The organism is Streptomyces sp. WAC00040 (genome assembly GCF_056835925.1).
Genome location: NZ_JAKQZE010000001.1, coordinates 209,123 through 229,968, shown reverse-complemented (window position 1 = coordinate 229,968; position 20,846 = coordinate 209,123). Strand labels below are relative to the sequence as shown.

Genomic DNA, 20,846 nt, shown 5'->3' with positions numbered 1-20,846 from the left:
GCCCGTCAGCCGCGCAGCTCCGCCAGCACCGCGTCGGTGAACGTGGGCCACGCCTCGATCGCCCACGGCCCGAAGTCCCGGTCGGTGAGTGCCACGCACGCCGCCCGCGCGTCCGGGTCGATCCACAGGAACGTGCCGGACTGGCCGAAGTGGCCGAAGGTGCGCGGCGATGACGAAGCACCCGTCCAGTGCGGGGACTTGGAGTCGCGAATCTCGAAGCCCAGACCCCAGTCGTTGGGCTTCTGGTTCCCGTAACCGGGCAGCACACCGGACAGGCCGGGGTGGACGACCGTCATGGCCTCGAGCACCGTCCGCGCGTCGAGCAGCCGTGGCGCCTGCACCTCGGCCGCGAACCGCGCCAGGTCGTCGACGGTCGACAGACCGTCCTTGGCGGGGGAACCGTCCAGCGTGGTGGACGTCATGCGGAGCGGCTCCAGCACGGCCTGGTGGAGATAGTCGGCGAACGGGATGTCGGTGGCCTTGGCGATGTGGTCGCCGAGCACCTCGAAGCCGGCGTTCGAGTACAGCCGGCGGGTGCCGGGCGCGGCCATGGCCCGGTGCTCGTCGAAGGCCAGCCCCGACGCGTGCGCGAGCAGGTGCCGGACGGTTGCCCCCTCCGGGCCGGCAGGCTCGTCGAGCTCGATCGCGCCTTCCTCGTACGCGACGAGCGCCGCGTAGGCGGCGAGCGGCTTCGTCACGGAGGCGAGGGGGAAGCGCCGGTCCGTCGGGCCGTACGAACCGGCGACCGTGCCGTCCGCTCGTACGACGGCGGCCGCCGCGGTCGGTACCGGCCAGTTCTCGATCATCGCCAGGCTCTGCATGGCTACGAGCCTAAACGGTGCTACAGACTCAGCCGCATCGCCGGGTCAGGGGTGCGGACGAAGCCCAGGGAGGCGTACAGCGGCTCACCGTCCTCGGAGGCGCGCAGATCGATCTTGCGGACGCCGCGCTCACGGAACCAGCCGAGCAGTCCCTCCACGCAGGCGCGTGAGTAGCCGCGGCGGCGCATGTCCTCGTCCGTGGCGACACTGAACACATAGCCGCAGGTGCCCTCCGGGTTGCCCGGGCTGCCGAGCCGGTACTCGATCGTGCCGACCGCGCACGCGGCGAGCCCGCCGCCGGGACGCTCGACGACGAACGCCGTGAGGCTGCCGTCCGGGTCCGCGAGCCGGTCGCGCAGCGTCGCCACGGCCGCGGGCTGCCAGCTGACATCGGGGCTCGGCCCGGCGACGGAGTCCGTCATGACCTTGCGGAGACGGACCAGCTCTTCGGCGTCGGCGGGGGCGGCGCGGCGGGAGATGCTCATGAGCAGCAGGCTAATTCCGGCCGCGCCGGAAATGCCAGCGGATCGAGCTTGCTTCGAGTGCACTCCAACGTTTTAGCGTGGAGGGCATGACGGTGATCGAGAGCACCCCCGCCAGGACCGATCTCTGCAAGGCCGCCCCTCGCGCGCACCCGCGTCCCGAAGGGCAGGACCGCTACACCATCAGCGAGGTCGTCGCCTTCACCGGACTCACCGCGCACACCCTGCGCTGGTACGAGCGGATCGGGCTGATGCCGCACGTCGACCGTTCCCACACGGGCCAGCGGCGGTTCACCAACCGCGACCTTGACTGGCTGGCCTTCGTCGGCAAACTGCGGCTGACGGGGATGCCCGTCGCCGACATGGTCACGTACGCCGAGATGGTCCGGGAGGGCGAGTCGACCTTCGAGGCACGCGCGGAACTGCTCCAGCGCACCCGGCGCGACGTGCTCGCCCGGATCGCCGAACTCCACGACACCCTCGCCGTCCTGGACCACAAGATCGAGTTCTACGCGGACGCCCGGCGGGCTCCGGAGAGGTCCTGACCTGATGAACGACAGCAAGATCGCGCAGGTGCGTCTCGGCACGGAAGGACCCCTCGTCGGCGTCCAGGGCCTCGGCTGCATGGGCATGAGCGAGTTCTACGGCGACACCGACGAGGCGGCGGCGAGAAAGACCCTCGAGGTGGCGCTCGCCGAGGGCGTGACCCTCTTCGACACGGCCGACGTGTACGGGCGGGGCGCCAACGAGCGGTTCCTCGCGCCGTTCGTCGCCGCGCACCGGGACGAGATCACGCTCGCCACCAAGTTCGCGATCGTACGGAACGACGACCCCCACTACCGGGCCGTGCGCAACGACCCCGCGTACATCCGGCAATCCGTCGAAGGCAGCCTGCGGCGGCTCGGCGTCGACGTCATCGACCTCTACTACATGCACCGGCGCGACCCGGCCGTACCGCTCGAGGAGTCCGTCGGCGCGATGGCGGAACTCGTCGAACGGGGCCTCGTCAAGCACCTCGGCCTCAGCGAGGTGACCGGCGCCGAACTGCGCGAGGCGCACGCCGTGCACCCCATCGCGGCCCTCCAGTCGGAATGGTCCCTCTTCAGCCGCGACGTGGAGCGCAGTGCGGCCGGTGCGGCCGCCGAACTCGGTGTCGCGCTCGTGCCGTACTCGCCCCTCGGCCGGGGCTTCCTCACCGGCGCGTTCACCGACGCCGGCAAGGACCTGTCCGAGGACGACTTCCGCCGCCACCAGCCCCGCTTCACCGGGGACAACGCGCAGAGGAACGCGGCGCTCGTGGAGCCCGTCCACAAGATCGCGGCGGCGCGCGGGGCGAGCGCGGCTCAGGTGGCGCTGGCATGGGTCCACCAGCGTGCCGATGCCCACGGCCTGACGGTCGTCCCCATCCCGGGCACCCGCAGGCCCACGCGCCTGCGGGAGAACCTGGCGGCGACGCGGCTGGTCCTGACGGAGGCGGAGCTGGCGTCGCTGGAGCCGGTGGCGGGGCGGGTGGCGGGTGACCGGTACCCGGACATGTCGTCGACGTCGACGGCGCGCGAGTAGCACCTGCGGGGGCGTTTCGCCGATGACCGAGTGGCGCCGGCGCTACCGGCCCCGGCCACCGTCGCACCGGCCGCAGCTGGGAGGGGGACCGGGCCCGACGGCGAACCTGGTCCATGAACGGGTCTCGACCGATCAGCAGTCGACAACGAGAACCGTGTCGCGGCCCATGGCCGCCGCTGCTGAACGGCCGTCAGGATCAAAGCCGACGTTACGCAGGGCTGCGTGCCACTGGCCGTAGCTGTACGAGGACAGGGCCTCCCCAGCAGGGCCGGAGCCCTCGGCGAGGCTGGAGTGCCGGCCAATTCCAGCCCGCCCCGGGCACCTCCCCACCGCCGCGAGGCCGTGGGAGGAGGGAGGGGAACACGATTTGCGCAGCGGCCACGCCCACCGTCACGCCCACCCGAACGCGAACACCGCGAACCCCACCGCCAGCGCTCCCGCCACCGCACGCACACCCCGCGCGCCCCGCGGCCACGGCGTCTCGAAGACCTGCGCCCGGCGGGCGATCAGAGTCAGCAGGCACGCGAACACCGGCAGCCACGCCACCCTCGCCGGGATCCAGCCGATCGAGTCCGGCGGTGTGGTCAGGCCGGGGATCTCCCCGAGGAAGGACGCCGGTACGGCCGCCGCCAGCATCGCCGTCTGGTGCCAGCACAGGATCGTCATCGCCGACAGGTTGACGACGACCACCGGCGCCCACAGCGCGGGCCGCCTCAGCAGTCGGCCGAGCCGGCCGTGCAGCAGGATCGCCGCCCCGCTCTGCGCCGCGGCCAGCGCGAGGACCAGCAGTGACGGCGGATGCGAGTTGGTGCGGGCCTCGCCGGGCACGCCGACCATCGACGCCGGGTAGTCGAAGACGAGCAGCAGCAGCGCGAACAGCGCCGCGCCGCCGATCAGGAGCCCCCGCGCATGGCGTCCCCCGACGCGGCCCTCGCCCCGGCTCACTCCGAGCTGGTAGGCGAACAGCCAGCCGGGGAGGATGTTGACGACTCCGAGCCACCCCGGCACCGCGCCGGCGTCGGCGTACGGCCCGTACCGCAGCAGGTCGACCACCGCGACGGTGAGCAGCAGTGGCGCCGCCGCCCACGCGCCCATGCGGCCGGCGGCCCGTGCGCAGCACGGGGTGAGGGCGGTGATCACTGTGTACACGCCCACGAACCACAGGGGTTGCACCACCAGCGTCGACCCGGTCCGCAACGTGTCGCCGGGTACGCCGAGCCACCACAGCACCGGGATCAGCACGGCCCACACAGCGGTGACGCCGAGGACCGGCCGGCCGAGGCGGGCGACGCGATGCCGCAGCCACGCACCGGTGCTGCCGGTGCGACGGTGGTAGGAGAGGACGGACGCGTGACCGCCGACGAGGAAGAAGACGCCCAGCATCTGAAGCACCCAGCTGACCGGCGCGAAGAAGCCGAACGCCGTGAGCGGGCTGGCGTTGTGCAGCGCGCCGTCCGTGCCGAGGGTGAAGCCGCCGAGCAGCCAGTGGCCGGTCGGTACGGCGAGCAGGGCGAGCGCTCGCAGCCCGTCGATGGCGCGGTCACGGTGGGCGGGCGTTTCGGCCTCGATCTTCTCGACGAGCCTCATCGCGCCACTCCTTCCAGGCTTCCGCCCGGGACGGCGGCCCCGCCCGGGACGGCGGCCCCGCCCGCGACGGCGGACCTGCCCAGTTCGACGGCCCCGTTCGCGATCGCGGCGAACGCGCGCAGCGAGTCGGTGCCCGGCACGAAGTAGCCGGTGTGGCCCTCGGCCAGCTCCGCGGGGATCGAACGGGCGCCGAACGACGGGTCGGTGGGATCGTGGCCGTGGCCGAGGCCGAGAAGCTGGACGCCGGGGACCTTGGAGATCCAGTCGGAGTCGTCCTTGGCGGCCCACACCCGCGCGTCCGTGCGCAGTTCGCGCACGTGGCCGGCCCGCATCCCGGGAGAGGCCAGCACCACGATGTCGCGGGCGTTCACCTCGTCGGCGGCGAGCCCGCAGACGACGGAGCCGTAGCTGTGGCAGAACAGCACGGGCTTCGGCACGCCGGTCGCGGCGAGGCCCTCGGTGAACCGGGCGAGCCGCGCCGCGCCCGCCTCCGCGAGCTTCCCGGTCGCGGCGTCGAGACCGACCCCGACGGGCGTGGTGTAGCCGGTCCAGGCGACTACGGCGGTGCCCCCGCCGGCCGCTGCCCGCAGGGCGGTCGCCATGCCGGCGGGTGTGCCGTACGGGTCGCTCGCCCGGTCGAAGGTTCCGGCGTCGATGTCGGAGCCGGGGACGACCACGGACACCTGGCGGGCCCGCTCGAGGTCCCCGTGGACCTCGGCGACCTGACCACGGCCGCGCGGGTCGAAGGCGAGGATCTGCCGTCCTGCGAGCCGCTCGTACGCGGTGCCCCGCAGGGCAAGGGCGTTGGCCCGGTAGCGCAGCCGGACGGGCACGCCGTCGAGGTTGCCCACGACGAGCGGATGGCGGCGGACCAGCCACTGCCGCTCGTCGTCACTCAACGACCCGAAGAACGCGGCGACTTCAGCGGGCGCCGCCGCTGCCGGGTCGGGCAGGGCCCGGCCCAGCGAGGTGTCGGCCGCCCAGGCGGCGCTGCCCGGCGGCGGCCCCGTCACCGGGCGCTGTGCGTTGCCCGAGGCCCATCCGGTGGTTCCCGCGGCCACCGTCGTCGCGAACGCGACGGCGACCAGGGTCCTCTTGTAGCGGCGCATCGGCCCGCCTCCTTCTTCCCGACTCCGTGCTGTGGCGGGAGGAAGGTAGGAAGGGGACGGGTGACGGCACGTCACACCGGAGGGCCAACTCCGTCGTCATACCGGAGTATCACCGGGTGGAGAAGTGCCGGAGCGGCCTGCGCGCCTCAGCCCGCGGCCTCGCCCGGCCGGACCAGGCCCGACTCGTAGGCGAAGATCACGGCCTGGGCCCGGTCGCGCAGGTCGAGCTTGGCCAGCACGCGGCCGATGTGCGTCTTCACGGTCTGCTCGGCCAGCACCAGATGCCCGGCGATCTCCTGGTTGGACAGGCCTCGCGCGATCAGCTCGAGGACCTCGCTCTCACGCGGCGTCAGCCCGTTCAGTCGCAGCGAAGGGTCCCTGCGCGGGGCGGGCCGCTGGGCGGCGAAGTCCGCGATCAGCCGGCGGGTCACGGACGGCGCGAGGAGCGCCTCCCCTGCGGCGACGATCCGTACGGCGGCGATCAGGTCGGCGGGCGGCGCGTCCTTCAGCAGGAAGCCGGACGCGCCGGCGCGCAGCGCCTCGTACACGTAGTCGTCAACGTCGAACGTCGTCAGCATCAGCACCTTGGGGCGGTGCACGACGCCGGTCGGCGGGTTCAGCAGCTCACGTGCGGCGGCGAGCCCGTCCATCTCCGGCATCCGTACGTCCATCAGGACCACGTCGGGGTGCGTGGTGCGGCTGACCTCCACGCCCTTGCGACCGTCCGGAGCCTCGCCCACGACGTCGATGTCGCTCTGCGCAGCGAGCAGGGCGGCGAAGCCGGCGCGCACCATGGCCTGGTCGTCGACGATGATCACGCGAATGGTCAACTGGCGTCCTCGGTCCGCTGGGTATGCGTGCTGTTCCGGGTCCTGCCCGCGTTCGCGGCGGAAGTCCCGGTGGTGTCGTCGGCGGTCAGGGGCAGACGTGCCGCGACACGGAAACCGCCGTCCGGCAGCGGACCGGTGTCGAGACTGCCGCCGGTCAACCGTACGCGCTCCCGCATCCCGACGAGCCCGTGCCCCGTCCCCGTCGTCTCCAGGGGCGAAGTGGGCGTCGGCGCGGGGCCGTTGACGACCAGCACGGTCAGGTCGGACCCGTCGGACGTCACCGACACCCGCGTCGGCGCGCCGGGCGCGTGCCGTACGACGTTGGCCAGCGCCTCCTGCACGATCCGGTACCCCGACAGGTCCACGGCCTGCGGTACGGAGCCGAGGTCCGCGGCGAGCGCCAACTCGGCCGGCACCCCGGCCCGTACCGTCGCCTCCACCAACTGCTGCACCCTGTCCAGACCGGGCTGCGGGGCCCGTTCGCCCTGCGCGTCCTCGCTGCGCAGCACGGACAGCAGCCGCCGCATCTCGGTCAGCGACTCGCGCGCGCTCGCCGCGATGGACGTGAACTCCTCCCGCGCGGCGTCGGGAAGGGACTCGATCCGGTACGGCGCCGAGTCCGCCTGAACGGTGATCACCGACATGTGGTGCGCCACGACGTCGTGCAGTTCACGGGCGATACGGGCGCGTTCCTCCAGCAGCGTGCGCCGGGCCCGCTCCGCCTCGCTGATGGTCTCCTGCACGATCAGTCTGCGCTGGGCGTCACCCCGTTCGCGCAGCGCGCCGGTGACGACGAGGACCACGCCGCTGAGCACGAACAGCAGCACATGCACGCCGTCGCTGAGTTCCTGCGAGACCAGTTCGAGCGCGAAGCCCGCCGCGCCGGTCGCGAGCCACACGGCAAGGAGCGTGCGGCGCGGTTCGCGCAACCCCAGGAAGGCCATCAGCAGCAGATGGCCGACGACGGCCATCGGGGTCCACGGCCAGGTCCGCCCGCCGGTGCCGTCCGCGCCGAGCAGCGCCAGCGCGCCGACCACGTCTGCGGCGAGGACGATCCACCACGCCTGCAACGGGCGGGTCACGGCGAGCAGCAGCGGCGCGGTCTGCGCGGTGGCGAGCGCGCCGGCGACGGCGCCGCCGAGCCTGTAGTCCTGGGTCAGCACGGTGGTGGTGACGGGCAGCAGCGTGGCGACGAAGGCGAGGGTGACGCCGTACGGGAGCAGCCGGAGCCAGCGGCTCCCGGCGCTCCCGAGGAGGGGAGCGGTGGAGGCGGACGGCGTACCGAGATCGGCGGCGAGCCGTCGCCCGGCACGCCGCGCGACGGCGCCGGCCCGGGCGCGGATACGTGTGCCGGCGCTGGGGCGGGTGGTTTCCGGCATGACGGGGTCAGCGTAGGCGGGGCGGGGTGGCCGGGGCGCCGTACTCCGGTCGCGGGCGCGGGTCATACCGTGGTCCGATTCCCGTGAAGCCCGGTCACAGCTCCGCCAGGAGCTCCGCCTTCTTGCGGCTGAATTCCTCGTCCGTCACGAGCCCCGCCAGATGGAGGTCACCGAGGTGACGTATGCGGTCCGCGATGTCCGCCGGGTCACGGCGGGCGGCGGGGACGGTCAGGGCCGGGGTCTGGTTCTGGCGGCGGACGGATTCGAGGACCGCCGCGGCGAACGGCAGCGACTCGTGCACCGGCCCGTAGCCGAGCCCGAAGACGACTGCCGCCGGGTCCTGGTCCGCCGGCCCCGCGTCCTGCGTGCCGTCCGCGCCGCGGCGCAGCAGCCGCAGGTAGCCGTCGAAGACCTCCGGTGAGCGCCATTCGACGCCGCACAGTTCGGAGACGGTGAAACTCTGGTCGCCGGCCTTCCACTTCGCGGAAGAAGCCCCCGTCCAGAACCACCGGAACGCCACGTGCGAGCCGTCGAAGGACGCCTTCCCGTCGTAGGCCTTGAAGCCGAGCGGAGCCTCGGGCGCGGAGACGAGGTACTGCTCCGCGGGTCGGCCGGCGTCGGGGCCGAGGACGGCGCGCAGTTCGTCGGCGTAGTACTCGGCCAGCGTCTCCCGCTCGGCCGGCAGCACCAGGCGGTAGGGGTCGCACACGTCCTTGAGCTGCCCGGCGGCCGCCTCCATCAGCGGATCCGCGCCCGGTCTGGGCACAGCGTGCAGCACCACCGTGCCGCGCTTGCCCGGGGTGAGCGTCACCGATGCCAACGCCTCGTGCGGGATGCGGCGTTCGCGCAGCGAGGAGAGGAGCTTCGGTGTGCGGATCCCCCGTTCGAAGCGGATGAGCACGGAGTCGGTCTCGAACTCCCAGGTGGCTTGAATTCCGGCCAGCACATCACCCATGTGCCTCATCGTATGCGGCTCACGCCTGCACGTCTTCCCTCGGCGGCCATCCCTTTTGGGCGGGCTCTACGCGCGTCAGCCCGCTCAGGCACCGGAAATACCACTGCGGCATGTGTCGGTGCCCGATGCGCAGCTCAGGTCGGCGTAGGCGCCGACACCAAGGCCGGCGAAATTGCGGACACTCTCGGTTCCAGGCTCGAAATAGCCGGTATGGCCGATGGCGCCCTCCGCGGAGAGCACCCGGGCCCCGAACTCAGGGAGGACCGGGTCCTCACCGTGGCCGAGCCCGCCGACCTCCAGGTGCGGTACGCCCTCGATCCAGTCGTCGGCGTCGCGCATCGCCCAGATCCGGGCCTTCGTGTGCAGGCCCGCGACGTTCTCCGCCCGCATGCCGGGGCTGCCGGCGACGGCCACGTCGCCGACCCGGGCGGGCAGTTGCCGTGCGGCGACCCCGCAGACCACGGAGCCGTAGCTGTGGCAGAACAGTGAGATGGGGGAGTGTCCCGGAAGCGCTTCGGTGAGCGCGACGAGCCGGACGGCGCCGTTCTCGGCGAGCCGTCCGATGGCCGACTCCATGCCGACCCCGACCGGGCTCGTGTAGTCGCCCCATGCGATGACGGCCGTACGCATGCCGGGTGCGGCCGCCCGCTGGGCGGCGTACAGGGACCGGGCCATGCCGACCGGCGCACTGTACTTGCGGGCGGTCCGCTGGAAGGTGAGCAGGTTGGTGTCGACACCGGGCACGACCACCGAGATGCGCTGGGCCCTGTCCAGGTCCCCGAAGACCTCGGCCACCCGTCCGGCGCCGGACGGGTCGAAGGAGAGGATCTGCCGGTCGGGGTTCATCAGCGCCTGGAACCGGTGCATCCGCCGTACGGCCTGCTGGTGTCCGGCGGCCGTGAGCCCGGGATCGCCCACCCGCTTGAGCTCGCGGGCGAGGGAGTCCGACAGGGCCCTGCGGTTGGCCAGGTACCGGAGGGTGACCGGCGCCCCGTTCAGATTGCCCACGATGCGGGGGTAGTCCTTGGCGAGTTGCCTGCTCCGCTCGCCGCCGAGCGACATGAAGAAGGCGGCGAACCGCTGCGGCCCGCTGTCCAGACCGGGCAGTTCACGGGCGCCTATACGTTCCTTGCTCCAGCCCGCCAGTTCGGCCTCGAGTGCGTCACGGGCGCCCGGCTGGTGCCGGACAGCGGTCCAGCCGGTGGTCGCCAGCATCACGAACACCACCGCGAGGGCGAGCAGGGTCCGCCACGCGGTCAGGGAGGGGGAGGCATCGAAGGAAGTCACTGCGGGACACCCTAGGAGAAGGGTGCGGGCCTGCGCGAAGAGCGTGAGGTACATCACGTGTCGGAAGGGGGATTGATGGGGAGGAGCGTGACGTTCCGTGTGGCGCGGCGCTCCGTCGGGCGCATTTCCCCTGCGCACGGCGGTCGTTGGGCACGAGGAGGCGCCCTGCGCCTCAAGGGCCGGACAGCTGGTGCCGCTCGCCGGTGCGCCAGTTCTCGGCGAGTGCGGGGCCGAAGTGGTCGAGGAACGTTTCCGTGAGCGAACGGATCGCCTCGACGCTGGGATCCGCGCCCTGCCCCCACAGTCGCCCTGTGGCCCGCATCACGCCGCTGAACGCGGCCACGGCCACCCGGGGTCTGGGGTCGGCGTTCACATCGAGCCCCTCCCGTTCGGCGATGAGTCCGGCCAGCGCCTCCTCCGTCTCGGCGGAGCGGCGCATGTGCGCGGCGAGCAACGCCGGGGTCGACTCGATCATCTGGAAGCTGCGCATGTACAGATCGAGCGGAACGATCTCCTCGACCGCTTCCCCGAGGGCGTCCCAGGAGGCGAACACGGCGTTGCGCAGGGCCTCGAAGGGCCCTTCCTCCGCGGGGCGTCCGCGCAGCGCCACGGCGTAGTGGGCCTCCAGGATCTCCTGGACGGCGAAGGCGACCTCTTCCTTGGACGCGAAGTAGCGGAAGAAGGTGCGCTGGGACACCTCGACGGCCTCCGCGATCTCGTCGACGGTCGTCCGCTCGTATCCCTGGGTGGTGAACAGCTCGAGGGCGACACGTACCAGTGCGTCTCGGGTGCGCTGTTTCTTGCGGGCGCGCAGCCCGGTCGGCTCGGCCGTGGTCACTTCATGGTCCTCATTTCGCTGCTTCCACCTGCGTCCATTGTCCGCTGAGTCACGTGACAGCTACCGACTAGTGAACTTGTTTGTCAACTGTCAGTCGCTGTCATTAGTCTCATCGCATGACTAGTCAGACCACCGTCGAAAAGGCGCCGAGGGATCCCCAGGACTCCGCTCCGGCACCGGTCAAGGGGCTTCGCGGCCACCCCTGGCTGACCCTGTTCTCCGTGGCCATCGGCGTGATGATGGTCGCGCTGGACGGCACGATCGTCGCGATTGCCAATCCCGCGATCCAGAAGGACCTCGGCGCTTCGCTCGCCGACGTCCAATGGATCACCAACGGCTATCTCCTCGCACTTGCCGTGGCACTGATCACAGCGGGCAAGCTCGGAGACCGCTTCGGCCACCGGCAGACCTTCCTCATAGGCATCGCAGGCTTCGCCGCCGCCTCGGCGGCCATCGGCCTGTCCGACTCCATCCTCCTCGTCATCGCCTTCCGGGTGCTGCAGGGCCTCTTCGGCGCCCTGCTGATGCCGGCGGCGCTAGGGCTGCTGCGCGCCACGTTCCCCGCCGAGAAGCTGAACATGGCGATCGGCATCTGGGGCATGGTCATCGGCGCCTCGACGGCCGGCGGTCCGATCGTCGGCGGCCTGCTCGTCGAGCACGTCAGCTGGCAGTCGGTGTTCTTCATCAACGTGCCCGTCGGCATCGTCGCCGTGGTCCTCGGCCTGGTCATCCTGAAGGACCACCGCGCGGAGAACGCCCCGAAGTCGTTCGACATCCTCGGCATCCTGCTGCTGTCGGGTGCGATGTTCAGCCTCATCTGGCCGCTGATCAAGGCCGGTGAGTGGGGATGGGGCTCCGCCGCCACCCTCGGCTGGCTGGTCGGCGCCGTGGTGCTGTTCGGCCTGTTCGCCTTCTGGGAGAGCAAGGTCGACGAGCCGCTCGTGCCGCTGGCCATGTTCCGGTCCGTCCCGCTCAGCGCCGGCGTGGTGCTGATGGTGCTGATGGCGTTCGCCTTCATGGGCGGCCTCTTCTTCGTGACGTTCTTCCTCCAGGGCGTCCAGGAGATGAGCCCGGTCGACAGCGGCCTGCGGCTGCTGCCGCTCACAGGAATGATGATCGTCTCCTCGCCGCTGGCGGGGGCGCTGATCACCAAGTTCGGCCCGCGTGTGCCGCTGGTCGGCGGCATGGTCTGCACCGCCGCCGCCATGTTCGGCATGACCACCCTCTCCGAGGGGACGGGCACGTTCGCGATGTCCCTGTGGTTCGCGCTCCTCGGCCTCGGCCTCGCGCCGGTGATGGTCGGTGCCACCGAGGTCATCGTCGGCAACGCACCGATGGAGCTCTCCGGCGTCGCCGGCGGTCTCCAGCAGGCGGCCATGCAGGTCGGCGGCGCGCTCGGCACGGCCGTCCTCGGCGCCGTGATGTCCGCCAAGGTCAGCGCCGAGTTCGCGGCGAACTGGGAGGACGCGGGCATCCCCGCCCCGGCGGACCCGCGGCTGGAGCAGGCCGCCGAGTTCGGCACCGTCCCCGGCGAACTGGCCCAGGCCCCCGGGATGACGCCGGACCTCGTCACCAAGATCGGTGACGTCATCCACGACACGTTCATGTCAGGCATGGGCCTGGCGTTCACGGTCGCCGGCGTCGTCGCGGTCGTCGCGGCCCTGGTGGCCGTGCTCACCAAGCGTGGCGAGAACGCGGAGGCGGGTGCGGGCGCCGCCCACATCTGACGTCAACCGCGTACATCGACAGCCCCGCCGGGCACCCCCGGCGGGGCTGTCGCCTATCCGGATGATTTCCCCCGCGGCCCCTTCCGCGCCCACGTCACCGCAGGTCAGGGTCGGCCCACTGATTCGTCCGACCACACGGGGGTTCCTCATGCCAAAGACCGTCACCGCCGCCGCCCTGGCCGCCGCCGCACTCCTGCCGCTGCTGCTCCAGCCGCCGCAGACCGCGTCCGCCGCACCACCGCGTCTCGGCGCGTGCGCGGCCGGCGAGCTGTGCCTGTGGGCCGAGAACGACTTCCGCGGCGCTCGCAGCACCCATGAGCTCGCCGGCACCGACATCGAGAGCTGCGTACCGCTGCCGCCGGGTACGTCCGCCAAGGCCCTCGCAAACCTGACCGGCCGGCCCGTCACTGCGTACCAGTCCGAGGAGTGCGCGGAGACCGGCGAGTTCGAGACCTACCCCGGCGGCGGCACCTGGCTCCCCAGGTCGCCGTACCGGGTCAGGGCGTTCAAGATCTGGGAGAACTAGGCCCGGGCACCTCGGGCGCGCCGGAGTCCGGGGCGCCCGAGAGCCGCGCCACCTCGGCCCGCAGACCTCGGACCTCCGCGGTCAGCGCCTCCAGCAGCGCCGTCTGCCGCCGCTCCTCGGCGTCGTCCCGCTCGAAGCGGGAGATGAACCAGGCGGCGATGTTGGCCGTCACCACACCGAGCAGGGCGATACCGGAGATCATCAGCCCGACCGCCAGCAGCCGCCCGAGGCCCGTCGTCGGCGAGTGGTCGCCGTAGCCGACGGTGGTCATCGTCGTGAACGACCACCAGACCGCGTCGCCCAGCGTCTTGATGTTGCCGCCGGGCGCGTCCCGCTCGACCTGGAGCACCGCCAGGGAGCCGAACATCATCAGCCCCACGACCGCGCCGCCGACGTACGTGGTGAGCGTGATCTGCGGGGCCATCCTGGCCCGCCGGCCCACCAGCAGCAGCGTGGAGACCAGCCGCAACAGCCGCAGCGGCTGCACCAGGGGCAGCAGCACCGCCAGCAGGTCCAGCGGATGGCTGCGCAGGAACAGCCACTTGCCCCGCGCCAGCGCCAGCCGCACGAGGTAGTCCACCGCGAACGTGCCCCACACCACCCACTCGGCCACCTGACAGGACCGGTGGACCCAGGCCGGGGCTCCGGGGGCGACGATCGGGACCGTGTAGGCGACCGCGAAGACGAGGGCGAGCGCCAGCAGGGGCGTCTGCGTGCGCTTTTCCCAGCGGATCTGGGCGGTCTGCTGCTTCATGAGACGAATCGTAAGGACACGCCAGGGGCGGCGGACCACCGGTCCGCCGCCCTGACGTGCTGATCTTCGCTACGCGTCGCCGCCCGCGGCGCCCGGGTCGGCCGCCGCCACGTCCAGCAGTTGGTAGCGGTCCACCGCCTGCTTGAGCGCGCCGCGGTCGACCTTGCCCTCGCGGGCCAGCTCGGTCAGCACCGCCAGCACGATCGACTGCGCGTCGATGTGGAAGAAGCGGCGGGCCGCGCCACGGGTGTCCGCGAAGCCGAAACCGTCCGCGCCGAGCGACTGGTACGTGCCCGGCACCCAGCGGGAGATCTGGTCGGGGACCGAGCGCATCCAGTCGGAGACCGCGACGAACGGGCCCTCCGAGCCGGACAGCTTCCGCGTCACGTACGGCACGCGCTGCTCCTCCTCGGGGTGCAGCAGGTTGTGCCGCTCCACGTCGACCGCCTCACGGCGCAGCTCGTTCCAGGAGGTCGCCGACCACACGTCGGCGCGTACGTTCCACTCCTCCGCGAGGATCCGCTGGGCCTCGAGCGCCCAAGGGACGGCCACACCGGAGGCCATGATCTGGGCCGGGATGGCGCCCTGCTCGCCCTGCTTGAAGCGGTGGATGCCCTTCAGGATGCCTTCGACGTCCACATCGGCCGGCTCCGCGGGGTGCTGGATCGGCTCGTTGTAGACGGTGAGGTAGTAGAAGACATCCTCGTTCTCCTCGGGGGTCCCGCCGTACATCCTGCGCAGACCGTCCTGGACGATGTGCGCCATCTCGAAGCCGAACGCCGGGTCGTAGGCGACGCAGGCCGGGTTGGTCGAGGCGAGCAGCTGCGAGTGGCCGTCCGCGTGCTGGAGTCCCTCGCCCGTCAGCGTCGTACGGCCTGCGGTGGCGCCCAGGACGAAGCCGCGCGCCAGCTGGTCGGCCATCTGCCAGAACTGGTCACCGGTGCGCTGGAAGCCGAACATCGAGTAGAAGACGTACACCGGGATCAGCGGCTCGCCATGGGTCGCGTACGCGGAACCCGCGGCGATCAGGGACGCGGTGCAGCCGGCCTCCGAGATGCCGTCGTGCAGCATCTGCCCGGTCGGCGACTCCTTGTACGCGAGCAGCAGCTCGCGGTCCACGGCCTCGTACTGCTGACCGAGCGGGTTGTAGATCTTCGCACTCGGGAAGAACGAGTCCATACCGAAAGTGCGGTACTCGTCGGGCGCGATCAGCACGAACCGCTTGCCGATCTCCTTGTCCCGCATGAGGTCCTTCAGCAGTCGGACGAACGCCATGGTGGTGGCGATCGACTGCTGACCGGAGCCCTTCTTCACAGCCGCGTACGTCTCGTCCTCGGGCAGCCGGAGGGGCTTCGCCCGTACGACCCGGGTCGGCACATAGCCACCGCAGGCCTTGCGGTGGTCGTGCATGTACTGGATCTCCTCCGAGTCGCGACCCGGGTGGTAGTACGGCGGGGGCCCGCTCTCGAGCTGCTGGTCCGTGATCGGGAGGTGCAGCCGGTCACGGAAGCGCTTCAGGTCGTCGACCGTCAGCTTCTTCATCTGGTGCGTGGCGTTGCGGCCCTCGAAGTTGGGTCCCAGCGTCCAGCCCTTGATGGTCTGCGCCAGGATCACCGTCGGCTGGCCCTTGTGGGCCTTGGCCGCCGTGTAGGCGGCGAAGACCTTGCGGTGGTCGTGACCGCCGCGGCCGAGGTGCAGGATCTGCTCGTCGGTCATGTTCTCGACCATGGCGCGCAGCCGCTGGTCGCCGCCGAAGAAGTGCTCGCGGATGTAGGCGCCCGTCTCGGTCGCGTACGTCTGGAACTGGCCGTCCGGCGTGGTGTTCAGCTTGTTGACGAGGATGCCGTCGCGGTCCTGGGCGAGCAGCGGGTCCCAGGAGCGGTCCCAGACCAGCTTGATGACGTTCCAGCCGGCGCCGCGGAACTGCGACTCCAGCTCCTGGATGATCTTGCCGTTGCCGCGGACCGGGCCGTCGAGGCGCTGGAGGTTGCAGTTGACCACGAAGGTCAGGTTGTCCAGGCCCTCACGGGCGGCGATGGACAGCTGACCGAGCGACTCCGGCTCGTCCATCTCGCCGTCGCCGAGGAACGCCCACACGTGCGAGTCGGAGGTGTCCGCGATGCCGCGGGCCTCCATGTAGCGGTTCATGCGCGCCTGGTAGATGGCGCCGAGGGGGCCGAGGCCCATGGAGACCGTGGGGAACTCCCAGAAGTCCGGCATCAGCCGCGGGTGCGGATAGCTGGACAGCCCGTAGGGCTCCTTGGACTTCTCCTGCCGGAAGGCGTCCAGCTGCTGCTCGCTGAGCCGGTCCAGCAGGAAGGCGCGGGCGTAGATGCCCGGGGACGCGTGCCCCTGGAAGAAGATCTGGTCGCCGCCCTTGCCGTCGTCCTTGCCCCGGAAGAAGTGGTTGAAGCCCACGTCGTACAGGGAGGCGGAGGAGGCGAAGGTGGCGATGTGGCCGCCGACGCCGATACCGGGGCGCTGCGCGCGGGAGACCATCACCGCGGCGTTCCACCGGGTCGCGTTGAGGATCTTGCGCTCGATCTCCTCGTTGCCGGGGAAGAACGGCTCGTCCTTGGTCGCGATGGTGTTGACGTAGTCCGTGCTGCGCATCTCGGGCACGGCGACGCGCTTCTCGCGCGCCCGCTCGATCAGGCGGAGCATCAGATAGCGGGCCCGCTCACGGCCCCGCTCGTCGACGGCGGCGTCGAGGGAGTCCAGCCACTCCTGGGTCTCTTCAGGATCGAAGTCCGGGACCTGGCTGGGAAGGCCGCCAATGATGATCGGGTTGCGATCTGATCCGGAAGCCACGCTGTTCCTTCGCTGTTCGGAGGTACTGGGTCGGCAAAGCTGTCGCACCGCCTCCCATCGTGTACCGCGGAAAGCCTCGCGTCATCTCTACCGGGAGGTAACCCGCGATCCTGGCGACATCCGGCCCCGGAGCGGCGGGCGGGCCGGATCATACCTTTACGCCCGACCCGTCCATGCCTTTCGTTCGGTCGTTCGGTTCCTATTGAGATGTGAAAGGGTAGGAATGCCGCGTACGCGGCCGAAGGGTGTGGTCACGATCGTGGCGGGGACCCGTCGCTTGCCTGGAGTTGCGCCGAGACGGCCGCAAACGTCACCGTTTCGGCGGTCTGGACGGCCGGGTACTTGCGCGATCCGCCCCGCCCGTGTGGACTACGGCCAATGCTGCGCGTACGCGCGTGGCCGAAGCATTTGTCGAAAACGATCAGGAGGCAAGCCGTGAGCGCGACCGCGGACCACGCGGAGGAGCGGACCAACCCGGCAGCAAGGCTGGGGTTCGAGCCCGGACAAGTGGTCCAGGAGATCGGCTACGACGACGACGTCGAGCAGGAGCTCCGTGAGGGCATCGAGGCCGCTACCGGCCAGGAACTCGTCGACGAGGACTACGACGACGTCGCTGACGTCGTCGTGCTGTGGTTCCGCGACGAGGACGGGGACCTCACCGACGCACTGGTGGACGCCATCGGTCTGATCGACGAGGGCGGGGTCGTCTGGCTGATGACCCCCAAGACCGGCCGTGACGGCTATGTCGAGCCCAGCGACATCAACGAGGCCGCACAGACGGCGGGTCTCTCCCAGACGAAGAGCATCAACGCCGGTAAGGACTGGAGTGGCAGCCGGCTGGTCACCCCCAAGGGGGCGAAGTCGGGGAAGCGCTGAGCCGCCGAGCGGCGAAGGACAGACAACAGGCCCCCACCGGCACCGCCGGTGGGGGCCTTCTGCGTAGGCTGGCCCCCTACCGGACGGGCACACAGAAGGGAAGCGTTCTCCATGGCGATCGAGGTCGGCGACAAGGCACCGGAGTTCGAGCTCAAGGACAACCACGGCCGCACCGTCGCGCTCTCGGACTTCCGGGGCGAGAAGAACGTCGTACTGCTCTTCTATCCCTTCGCCTTCACCGGCGTGTGCACCGGCGAGCTGTGCGCCCTGCGCGACGAGCTGCCGAAGTTCGTCAACGAGGACACCCAGCTGCTGGCCGTCTCCAGCGACTCCATCCACACCCTGCGCGTCTTCGGCGAGCAGGAGGGCCTCGAGTACCCGCTGCTCTCCGACTTCTGGCCGCACGGCGAGGTCTCCCGCGCCTACGGCGTCTTCGACGAGGAGAAGGGCTGCGCGGTGCGCGGCACCTTCATCATCGACAAGGAGGGCGTGGTGCGCTGGACGGTCGTCAACGGCCTGCCGGACGCCCGCGACCTGAACGACTACGTCACGGCGCTGGGCGCCCTCTGAGCCGCGGCGTTCGCCGCACGTGCGTCGTCCCGGTCCCGTCCGGGCACGTTCGCGCGAACCGGTGCGCGAAAGCCTGTTTTGCGCGGGAACCGGTCACTAGGATCCTTTCGTTGATCCGATAGCCATGCACGACGGGGGCGCTGCCCCTGAAACAACAATGGAGGGACTCGTGGGAGTCAGCCTCAGCAAGGGCGGCAACGTCTCGCTGACCAAGGCCGCGCCGAACCTGACCGCGGTCACCGTGGGCCTGGGCTGGGATGTCCGGACCACCACCGGCACCGACTTCGACCTCGACGCCAGCGCCCTGCTGACCAACGCCGAGGGCAAGGTCACCAACGACGGCAACTTCGTCTTCTTCAACAACCTCAAGAGCTCCGACGGCTCCGTCGAGCACACCGGTGACAACCTCACCGGTGAGGGCGAGGGCGACGACGAGCAGATCAAGGTCAACCTGGCCTCGGTCCCCGCCGACGTCGACAAGATCGTCTTCCCGGTCTCGATCTACGAGGCCGAGAGCCGCCAGCAGTCCTTCGGCCAGGTGCGCAACGCGTTCATCCGCGTCGTCAACCAGGCCGACAACAACGAGCTCGCGCGCTACGACCTGAGCGAGGACGCCTCGACCGAGACCGCGATGGTCTTCGGCGAGCTGTACCGCAACGGTCCCGAGTGGAAGTTCCGTGCCATCGGCCAGGGTTACGCCTCGGGTCTGCGCGGCATCGCGCAGGACTTCGGTGTGAACGTCTGAGTCAGGCACAGCAGTCTCCACGTCCGGCGCCGCACACAGTGCGGCGCCGGACGCGCCTGGGGCCGAACAGGCCCCGCAGCAAAGCCATCCAGGGGAGGACTCACCAACATGGGCGTCACGCTCGCCAAGGGAGGCAATGTCTCCCTCTCCAAGGCCGCACCCAATCTCACCCAGGTGCTCGTAGGGCTCGGCTGGGACGCGCGCTCCACCACCGGCGCACCCTTCGACCTCGACGCCAGCGCGCTGCTCTGCCAGAGCGGACGGGTCCTCGGCGACGAGTGGTTCGTCTTCTACAACCAGCTCAAGAGCCCGGACGGCTCCGTCGAGCACACCGGTGACAACCTCACCGGTGAGGGAGACGGCGACGACGAGTCCCTCCTGGTGGACCTCGCCAAGGTGCCGGCCAACGTGGACAAGATCATCTTCCCGGTCTCCATCCATGACGCCGACAACCGCGGCCAGACCTTCGGCCAGGTCAGCAATGCCTTCATCCGGGTCGTCAACCAGGCCGACGGGCAGGAGCTGGCCCGCTACGACCTCAGTGAGGACGCCTCCACCGAGACCGCGATGATCTTCGGTGAGCTCTACCGTTACGGCGGCGAGTGGAAGTTCCGGGCCGTGGGCCAGGGGTACGCGTCGGGGCTGCGGGGCATCGCTCTAGACTTCGGGGTCAACGTTTCGTAAAGCCGCGTGCGGCGCGGGGGAGAACCTCCCCCAGGCTTCACCCGGGGGACAATTACACGATTGGGTAGCCAGTGGTTCTGAAAACCTTCGGCTGGTCGTTCGCCGTCACGGCGCTCGGCCTCGCATTCGCCGCCTGGCAGTGGGGCTGGGAGGCGTTCGGGATCGTACTGATCCTGTCGATCCTCGAGATCTCGCTGTCGTTCGACAACGCGGTTGTCAACGCCGGAATCCTCAAGAAGATGAACGCCTTCTGGCAGAAGATCTTCCTGACGATCGGCATTCTGATCGCGGTCTTCGGCATGCGGCTGGTCTTCCCCGTCGTGATCGTCGCCATCAGTGCCAAGGTCGGGCCGATCGAAGCGGTCCAGCTGGCCATGGACGAGCCCGAACGGTACGAGGACCTGGTCACCGACGCACACCCGGCGATCGCCGCGTTCGGTGGCATGTTCCTGCTGATGATCTTCCTCGACTTCATCTTCGAGGAGCGCGAGCACAAGTGGCTGGCCTGGCTCGAGCGGCCGCTGGCCAAGCTCGGCAAGGTCGACATGCTGTCGGTCTGCATCGCGCTGATCGTCCTGCTGGTCACCGCCATCACCTTCGCCACCAATGCGCACACCAGCACCGGTCACGCCGACAAGTCGGCCACCGTGCTCCTCTCCGGCGTCGCCGGTCTGATCACGTACCTCGTCGTCGGCGGTCTCTCCGGCTACTTCGAGGACAAGCTCGAGGAAGAGGAGGAACGCGAGCACGAGGAGGAGGAGAAGGCCAAGCGGGAGGGCAAGCAGGTCTCCGCGGTCGGCCTCGCAGGCAAGGCGGCGTTCTTCCTCTTCCTGTACCTCGAGGTCCTCGACGCGTCGTTCTCCTTCGACGGCGTGATCGGCGCGTTCGCCATCACCAACCACATCTTCTGGATGGCGCTCGGCCTCGGTATCGGCGCGATGTACGTCCGGTCCCTCACGGTCTACCTGGTCCGCCAGGGCACCCTCGACGACTACGTCTACCTGGAGCACGGCGCCCACTACGCGATCGGCGCGCTGGCGGTCATCCTGCTCATCACCATCCAGCACGAGATCAGCGAGATCATCACCGGCCTCATCGGCGTGGTGCTGATCGCGGCCTCCTTCTGGTCCTCGCTGCGCCGGAACAAGGCGCTGGAGAACGCCGAGGGAAAGACCGGCGGTCCGGAGGAGAAGGCTGAGGTCTCCTCCGGGGTGTGACGCCCACACCAGTGAGGAACGCTTCCTTGCGGGGCGGCCGGGTGCTCCCGGCCGCCCCGTCGCGTTATCCGCGGAACACCGGACG

The 20,846-nt window shown here is 70.4% G+C and carries 20 protein-coding genes; 9 read left to right on the top strand and 11 right to left on the bottom strand.

The genetic code is table 11. The features are described from left to right. Window positions 1–5: 5 nt before the first annotated feature. Window positions 6–821, bottom strand: coding sequence for a serine hydrolase domain-containing protein (locus MDN94_RS01120; protein ID WP_482724142.1), 816 nt, complete (start codon window positions 819–821; stop codon window positions 6–8). Window positions 822–841: 20 nt separating this feature from the next. Next, a complete protein-coding gene (locus MDN94_RS01115) occupies window positions 842–1,306 on the bottom strand; it encodes a GNAT family N-acetyltransferase (RefSeq protein WP_482724141.1) in 465 nt (154 codons plus the stop codon). An 86-nt stretch (window positions 1,307–1,392) separates the two neighbouring features. Between MDN94_RS01115 and MDN94_RS01110 the strand changes: the two genes are divergently transcribed. Next, window positions 1,393–1,848 (top strand): MerR family transcriptional regulator, encoded by a 456-nt coding sequence (locus MDN94_RS01110; RefSeq protein ID WP_441262840.1) that lies wholly within the window; start codon window positions 1,393–1,395, stop codon window positions 1,846–1,848. 4 nt (window positions 1,849–1,852) lie between these two features. Further along, on the top strand, window positions 1,853–2,866 hold the full coding sequence (locus MDN94_RS01105; protein ID WP_482724140.1) for an aldo/keto reductase: 1,014 nt from the start codon (window positions 1,853–1,855) through the stop codon (window positions 2,864–2,866). Window positions 2,867–3,256: 390 nt separating this feature from the next. Here MDN94_RS01105 and MDN94_RS01100 read toward each other — a convergent pair whose 3' ends face one another. The 7 genes from MDN94_RS01100 to MDN94_RS01070 form a co-directional block, all read right to left on the bottom strand. Continuing rightward, window positions 3,257–4,453: an acyltransferase family protein gene (locus tag MDN94_RS01100; RefSeq protein WP_482724139.1), complete on the bottom strand. Its 1,197-nt coding sequence runs from the start codon at window positions 4,451–4,453 to the stop codon at window positions 3,257–3,259. After that, window positions 4,450–5,562, bottom strand: coding sequence for an alpha/beta hydrolase (locus MDN94_RS01095; RefSeq protein ID WP_482724138.1), 1,113 nt, complete (start codon window positions 5,560–5,562; stop codon window positions 4,450–4,452). Before MDN94_RS01095 ends, MDN94_RS01100 begins: the two co-directional genes overlap by 4 nt. 146 nt (window positions 5,563–5,708) lie before the next feature. Further along, window positions 5,709–6,392, bottom strand: a complete 684-nt coding sequence (locus MDN94_RS01090) for a response regulator (RefSeq protein ID WP_482724137.1) — start codon at window positions 6,390–6,392, stop codon at window positions 5,709–5,711. After that, window positions 6,389–7,771: a sensor histidine kinase gene (locus tag MDN94_RS01085; protein WP_482724136.1), complete on the bottom strand. Its 1,383-nt coding sequence runs from the start codon at window positions 7,769–7,771 to the stop codon at window positions 6,389–6,391. Before MDN94_RS01085 ends, MDN94_RS01090 begins: the two co-directional genes overlap by 4 nt. A gap of 94 nt (window positions 7,772–7,865) precedes the next feature. After that, window positions 7,866–8,726: a DUF4429 domain-containing protein gene (locus tag MDN94_RS01080; RefSeq protein WP_482724135.1), complete on the bottom strand. Its 861-nt coding sequence runs from the start codon at window positions 8,724–8,726 to the stop codon at window positions 7,866–7,868. Window positions 8,727–8,810: 84 nt separating this feature from the next. After that, window positions 8,811–10,013, bottom strand: a complete 1,203-nt coding sequence (locus MDN94_RS01075; RefSeq protein WP_482724134.1) for an alpha/beta hydrolase — start codon at window positions 10,011–10,013, stop codon at window positions 8,811–8,813. A 172-nt stretch (window positions 10,014–10,185) separates the two neighbouring features. After that, window positions 10,186–10,851: a TetR family transcriptional regulator gene (locus tag MDN94_RS01070; protein ID WP_482724133.1), complete on the bottom strand. Its 666-nt coding sequence runs from the start codon at window positions 10,849–10,851 to the stop codon at window positions 10,186–10,188. Window positions 10,852–10,967: 116 nt separating this feature from the next. Between MDN94_RS01070 and MDN94_RS01065 the strand changes: the two genes are divergently transcribed. Then, window positions 10,968–12,578 carry an MFS transporter gene (locus MDN94_RS01065; protein WP_482724132.1) on the top strand — a complete coding sequence of 537 codons (1,611 nt, stop codon included), beginning with the start codon at window positions 10,968–10,970 and terminating at the stop codon, window positions 12,576–12,578. A 148-nt stretch (window positions 12,579–12,726) separates the two neighbouring features. Then, entirely contained in the window at window positions 12,727–13,104 is a 378-nt protein-coding gene (locus MDN94_RS01060; RefSeq protein WP_482724131.1) for a peptidase inhibitor family I36 protein, read from the top strand. Here the strand turns inward: MDN94_RS01060 and MDN94_RS01055 are convergent. Both MDN94_RS01055 and aceE read right to left on the bottom strand, forming a co-directional pair. Further along, window positions 13,085–13,858, bottom strand: coding sequence for an ion channel (locus MDN94_RS01055; protein WP_482724130.1), 774 nt, complete (start codon window positions 13,856–13,858; stop codon window positions 13,085–13,087). The two genes, MDN94_RS01060 and MDN94_RS01055, sit on opposite strands and share 20 nt — an antisense overlap. 69 nt (window positions 13,859–13,927) lie before the next feature. Further along, the gene (aceE, locus tag MDN94_RS01050) at window positions 13,928–16,669 is read right to left on the bottom strand and encodes a pyruvate dehydrogenase (acetyl-transferring), homodimeric type (protein ID WP_482724129.1); all 2,742 of its coding nucleotides are present in this window, start codon (window positions 16,667–16,669) and stop codon (window positions 13,928–13,930) included. Between the two features lie 435 nt (window positions 16,670–17,104). Here aceE and MDN94_RS01045 point away from each other — a divergent pair, with 435 nt between their 5' ends. The 5 genes from MDN94_RS01045 (at window position 17,105) to MDN94_RS01025 (ending at window position 20,761) form a co-directional block, all read left to right on the top strand. Then, window positions 17,105–17,545: a DUF3052 domain-containing protein gene (locus MDN94_RS01045; RefSeq protein ID WP_037774769.1), complete on the top strand. Its 441-nt coding sequence runs from the start codon at window positions 17,105–17,107 to the stop codon at window positions 17,543–17,545. A gap of 111 nt (window positions 17,546–17,656) precedes the next feature. Then, window positions 17,657–18,115, top strand: coding sequence for a peroxiredoxin (locus MDN94_RS01040; RefSeq protein WP_482724128.1), 459 nt, complete (start codon window positions 17,657–17,659; stop codon window positions 18,113–18,115). A 169-nt stretch (window positions 18,116–18,284) separates the two neighbouring features. After that, complete coding sequence (locus MDN94_RS01035; RefSeq protein WP_482724127.1) at window positions 18,285–18,860, top strand: TerD family protein; 576 nt, start codon at window positions 18,285–18,287, stop codon at window positions 18,858–18,860. Window positions 18,861–18,968: 108 nt separating this feature from the next. Then, window positions 18,969–19,544 carry a TerD family protein gene (locus tag MDN94_RS01030; RefSeq protein WP_005318154.1) on the top strand — a complete coding sequence of 192 codons (576 nt, stop codon included), beginning with the start codon at window positions 18,969–18,971 and terminating at the stop codon, window positions 19,542–19,544. A 71-nt stretch (window positions 19,545–19,615) separates the two neighbouring features. Next, window positions 19,616–20,761, top strand: a complete 1,146-nt coding sequence (locus tag MDN94_RS01025; RefSeq protein ID WP_482724126.1) for a DUF475 domain-containing protein — start codon at window positions 19,616–19,618, stop codon at window positions 20,759–20,761. The last annotated feature ends 85 nt before the right edge of the window (window positions 20,762–20,846 follow it).

Excerpts from the sequence above, each read along its gene's own strand:
- MDN94_RS01120 (WP_482724142.1), bottom strand. The coding sequence starts at position 821 with ATGCAGAGCCTGGCGATGATCGAGAACTGGCCGGTACCGACCGCGGCG.
- MDN94_RS01115 (WP_482724141.1), bottom strand. The coding sequence starts at position 1,306 with ATGAGCATCTCCCGCCGCGCCGCCCCCGCCGACGCCGAAGAGCTGGTC.
- MDN94_RS01110 (WP_441262840.1), top strand. The coding sequence starts at position 1,393 with ATGACGGTGATCGAGAGCACCCCCGCCAGGACCGATCTCTGCAAGGCC.
- MDN94_RS01105 (WP_482724140.1), top strand. The coding sequence starts at position 1,853 with ATGAACGACAGCAAGATCGCGCAGGTGCGTCTCGGCACGGAAGGACCC.
- MDN94_RS01100 (WP_482724139.1), bottom strand. The coding sequence starts at position 4,453 with ATGAGGCTCGTCGAGAAGATCGAGGCCGAAACGCCCGCCCACCGTGAC.
- MDN94_RS01095 (WP_482724138.1), bottom strand. The coding sequence starts at position 5,562 with ATGCGCCGCTACAAGAGGACCCTGGTCGCCGTCGCGTTCGCGACGACG.
- MDN94_RS01085 (WP_482724136.1), bottom strand. The coding sequence starts at position 7,771 with ATGCCGGAAACCACCCGCCCCAGCGCCGGCACACGTATCCGCGCCCGG.
- MDN94_RS01080 (WP_482724135.1), bottom strand. The coding sequence starts at position 8,726 with ATGGGTGATGTGCTGGCCGGAATTCAAGCCACCTGGGAGTTCGAGACC.
- MDN94_RS01065 (WP_482724132.1), top strand. The coding sequence starts at position 10,968 with ATGACTAGTCAGACCACCGTCGAAAAGGCGCCGAGGGATCCCCAGGAC.
- MDN94_RS01060 (WP_482724131.1), top strand. The coding sequence starts at position 12,727 with ATGCCAAAGACCGTCACCGCCGCCGCCCTGGCCGCCGCCGCACTCCTG.
- MDN94_RS01055 (WP_482724130.1), bottom strand. The coding sequence starts at position 13,858 with ATGAAGCAGCAGACCGCCCAGATCCGCTGGGAAAAGCGCACGCAGACG.
- MDN94_RS01040 (WP_482724128.1), top strand. The coding sequence starts at position 17,657 with ATGGCGATCGAGGTCGGCGACAAGGCACCGGAGTTCGAGCTCAAGGAC.
- MDN94_RS01030 (WP_005318154.1), top strand. The coding sequence starts at position 18,969 with ATGGGCGTCACGCTCGCCAAGGGAGGCAATGTCTCCCTCTCCAAGGCC.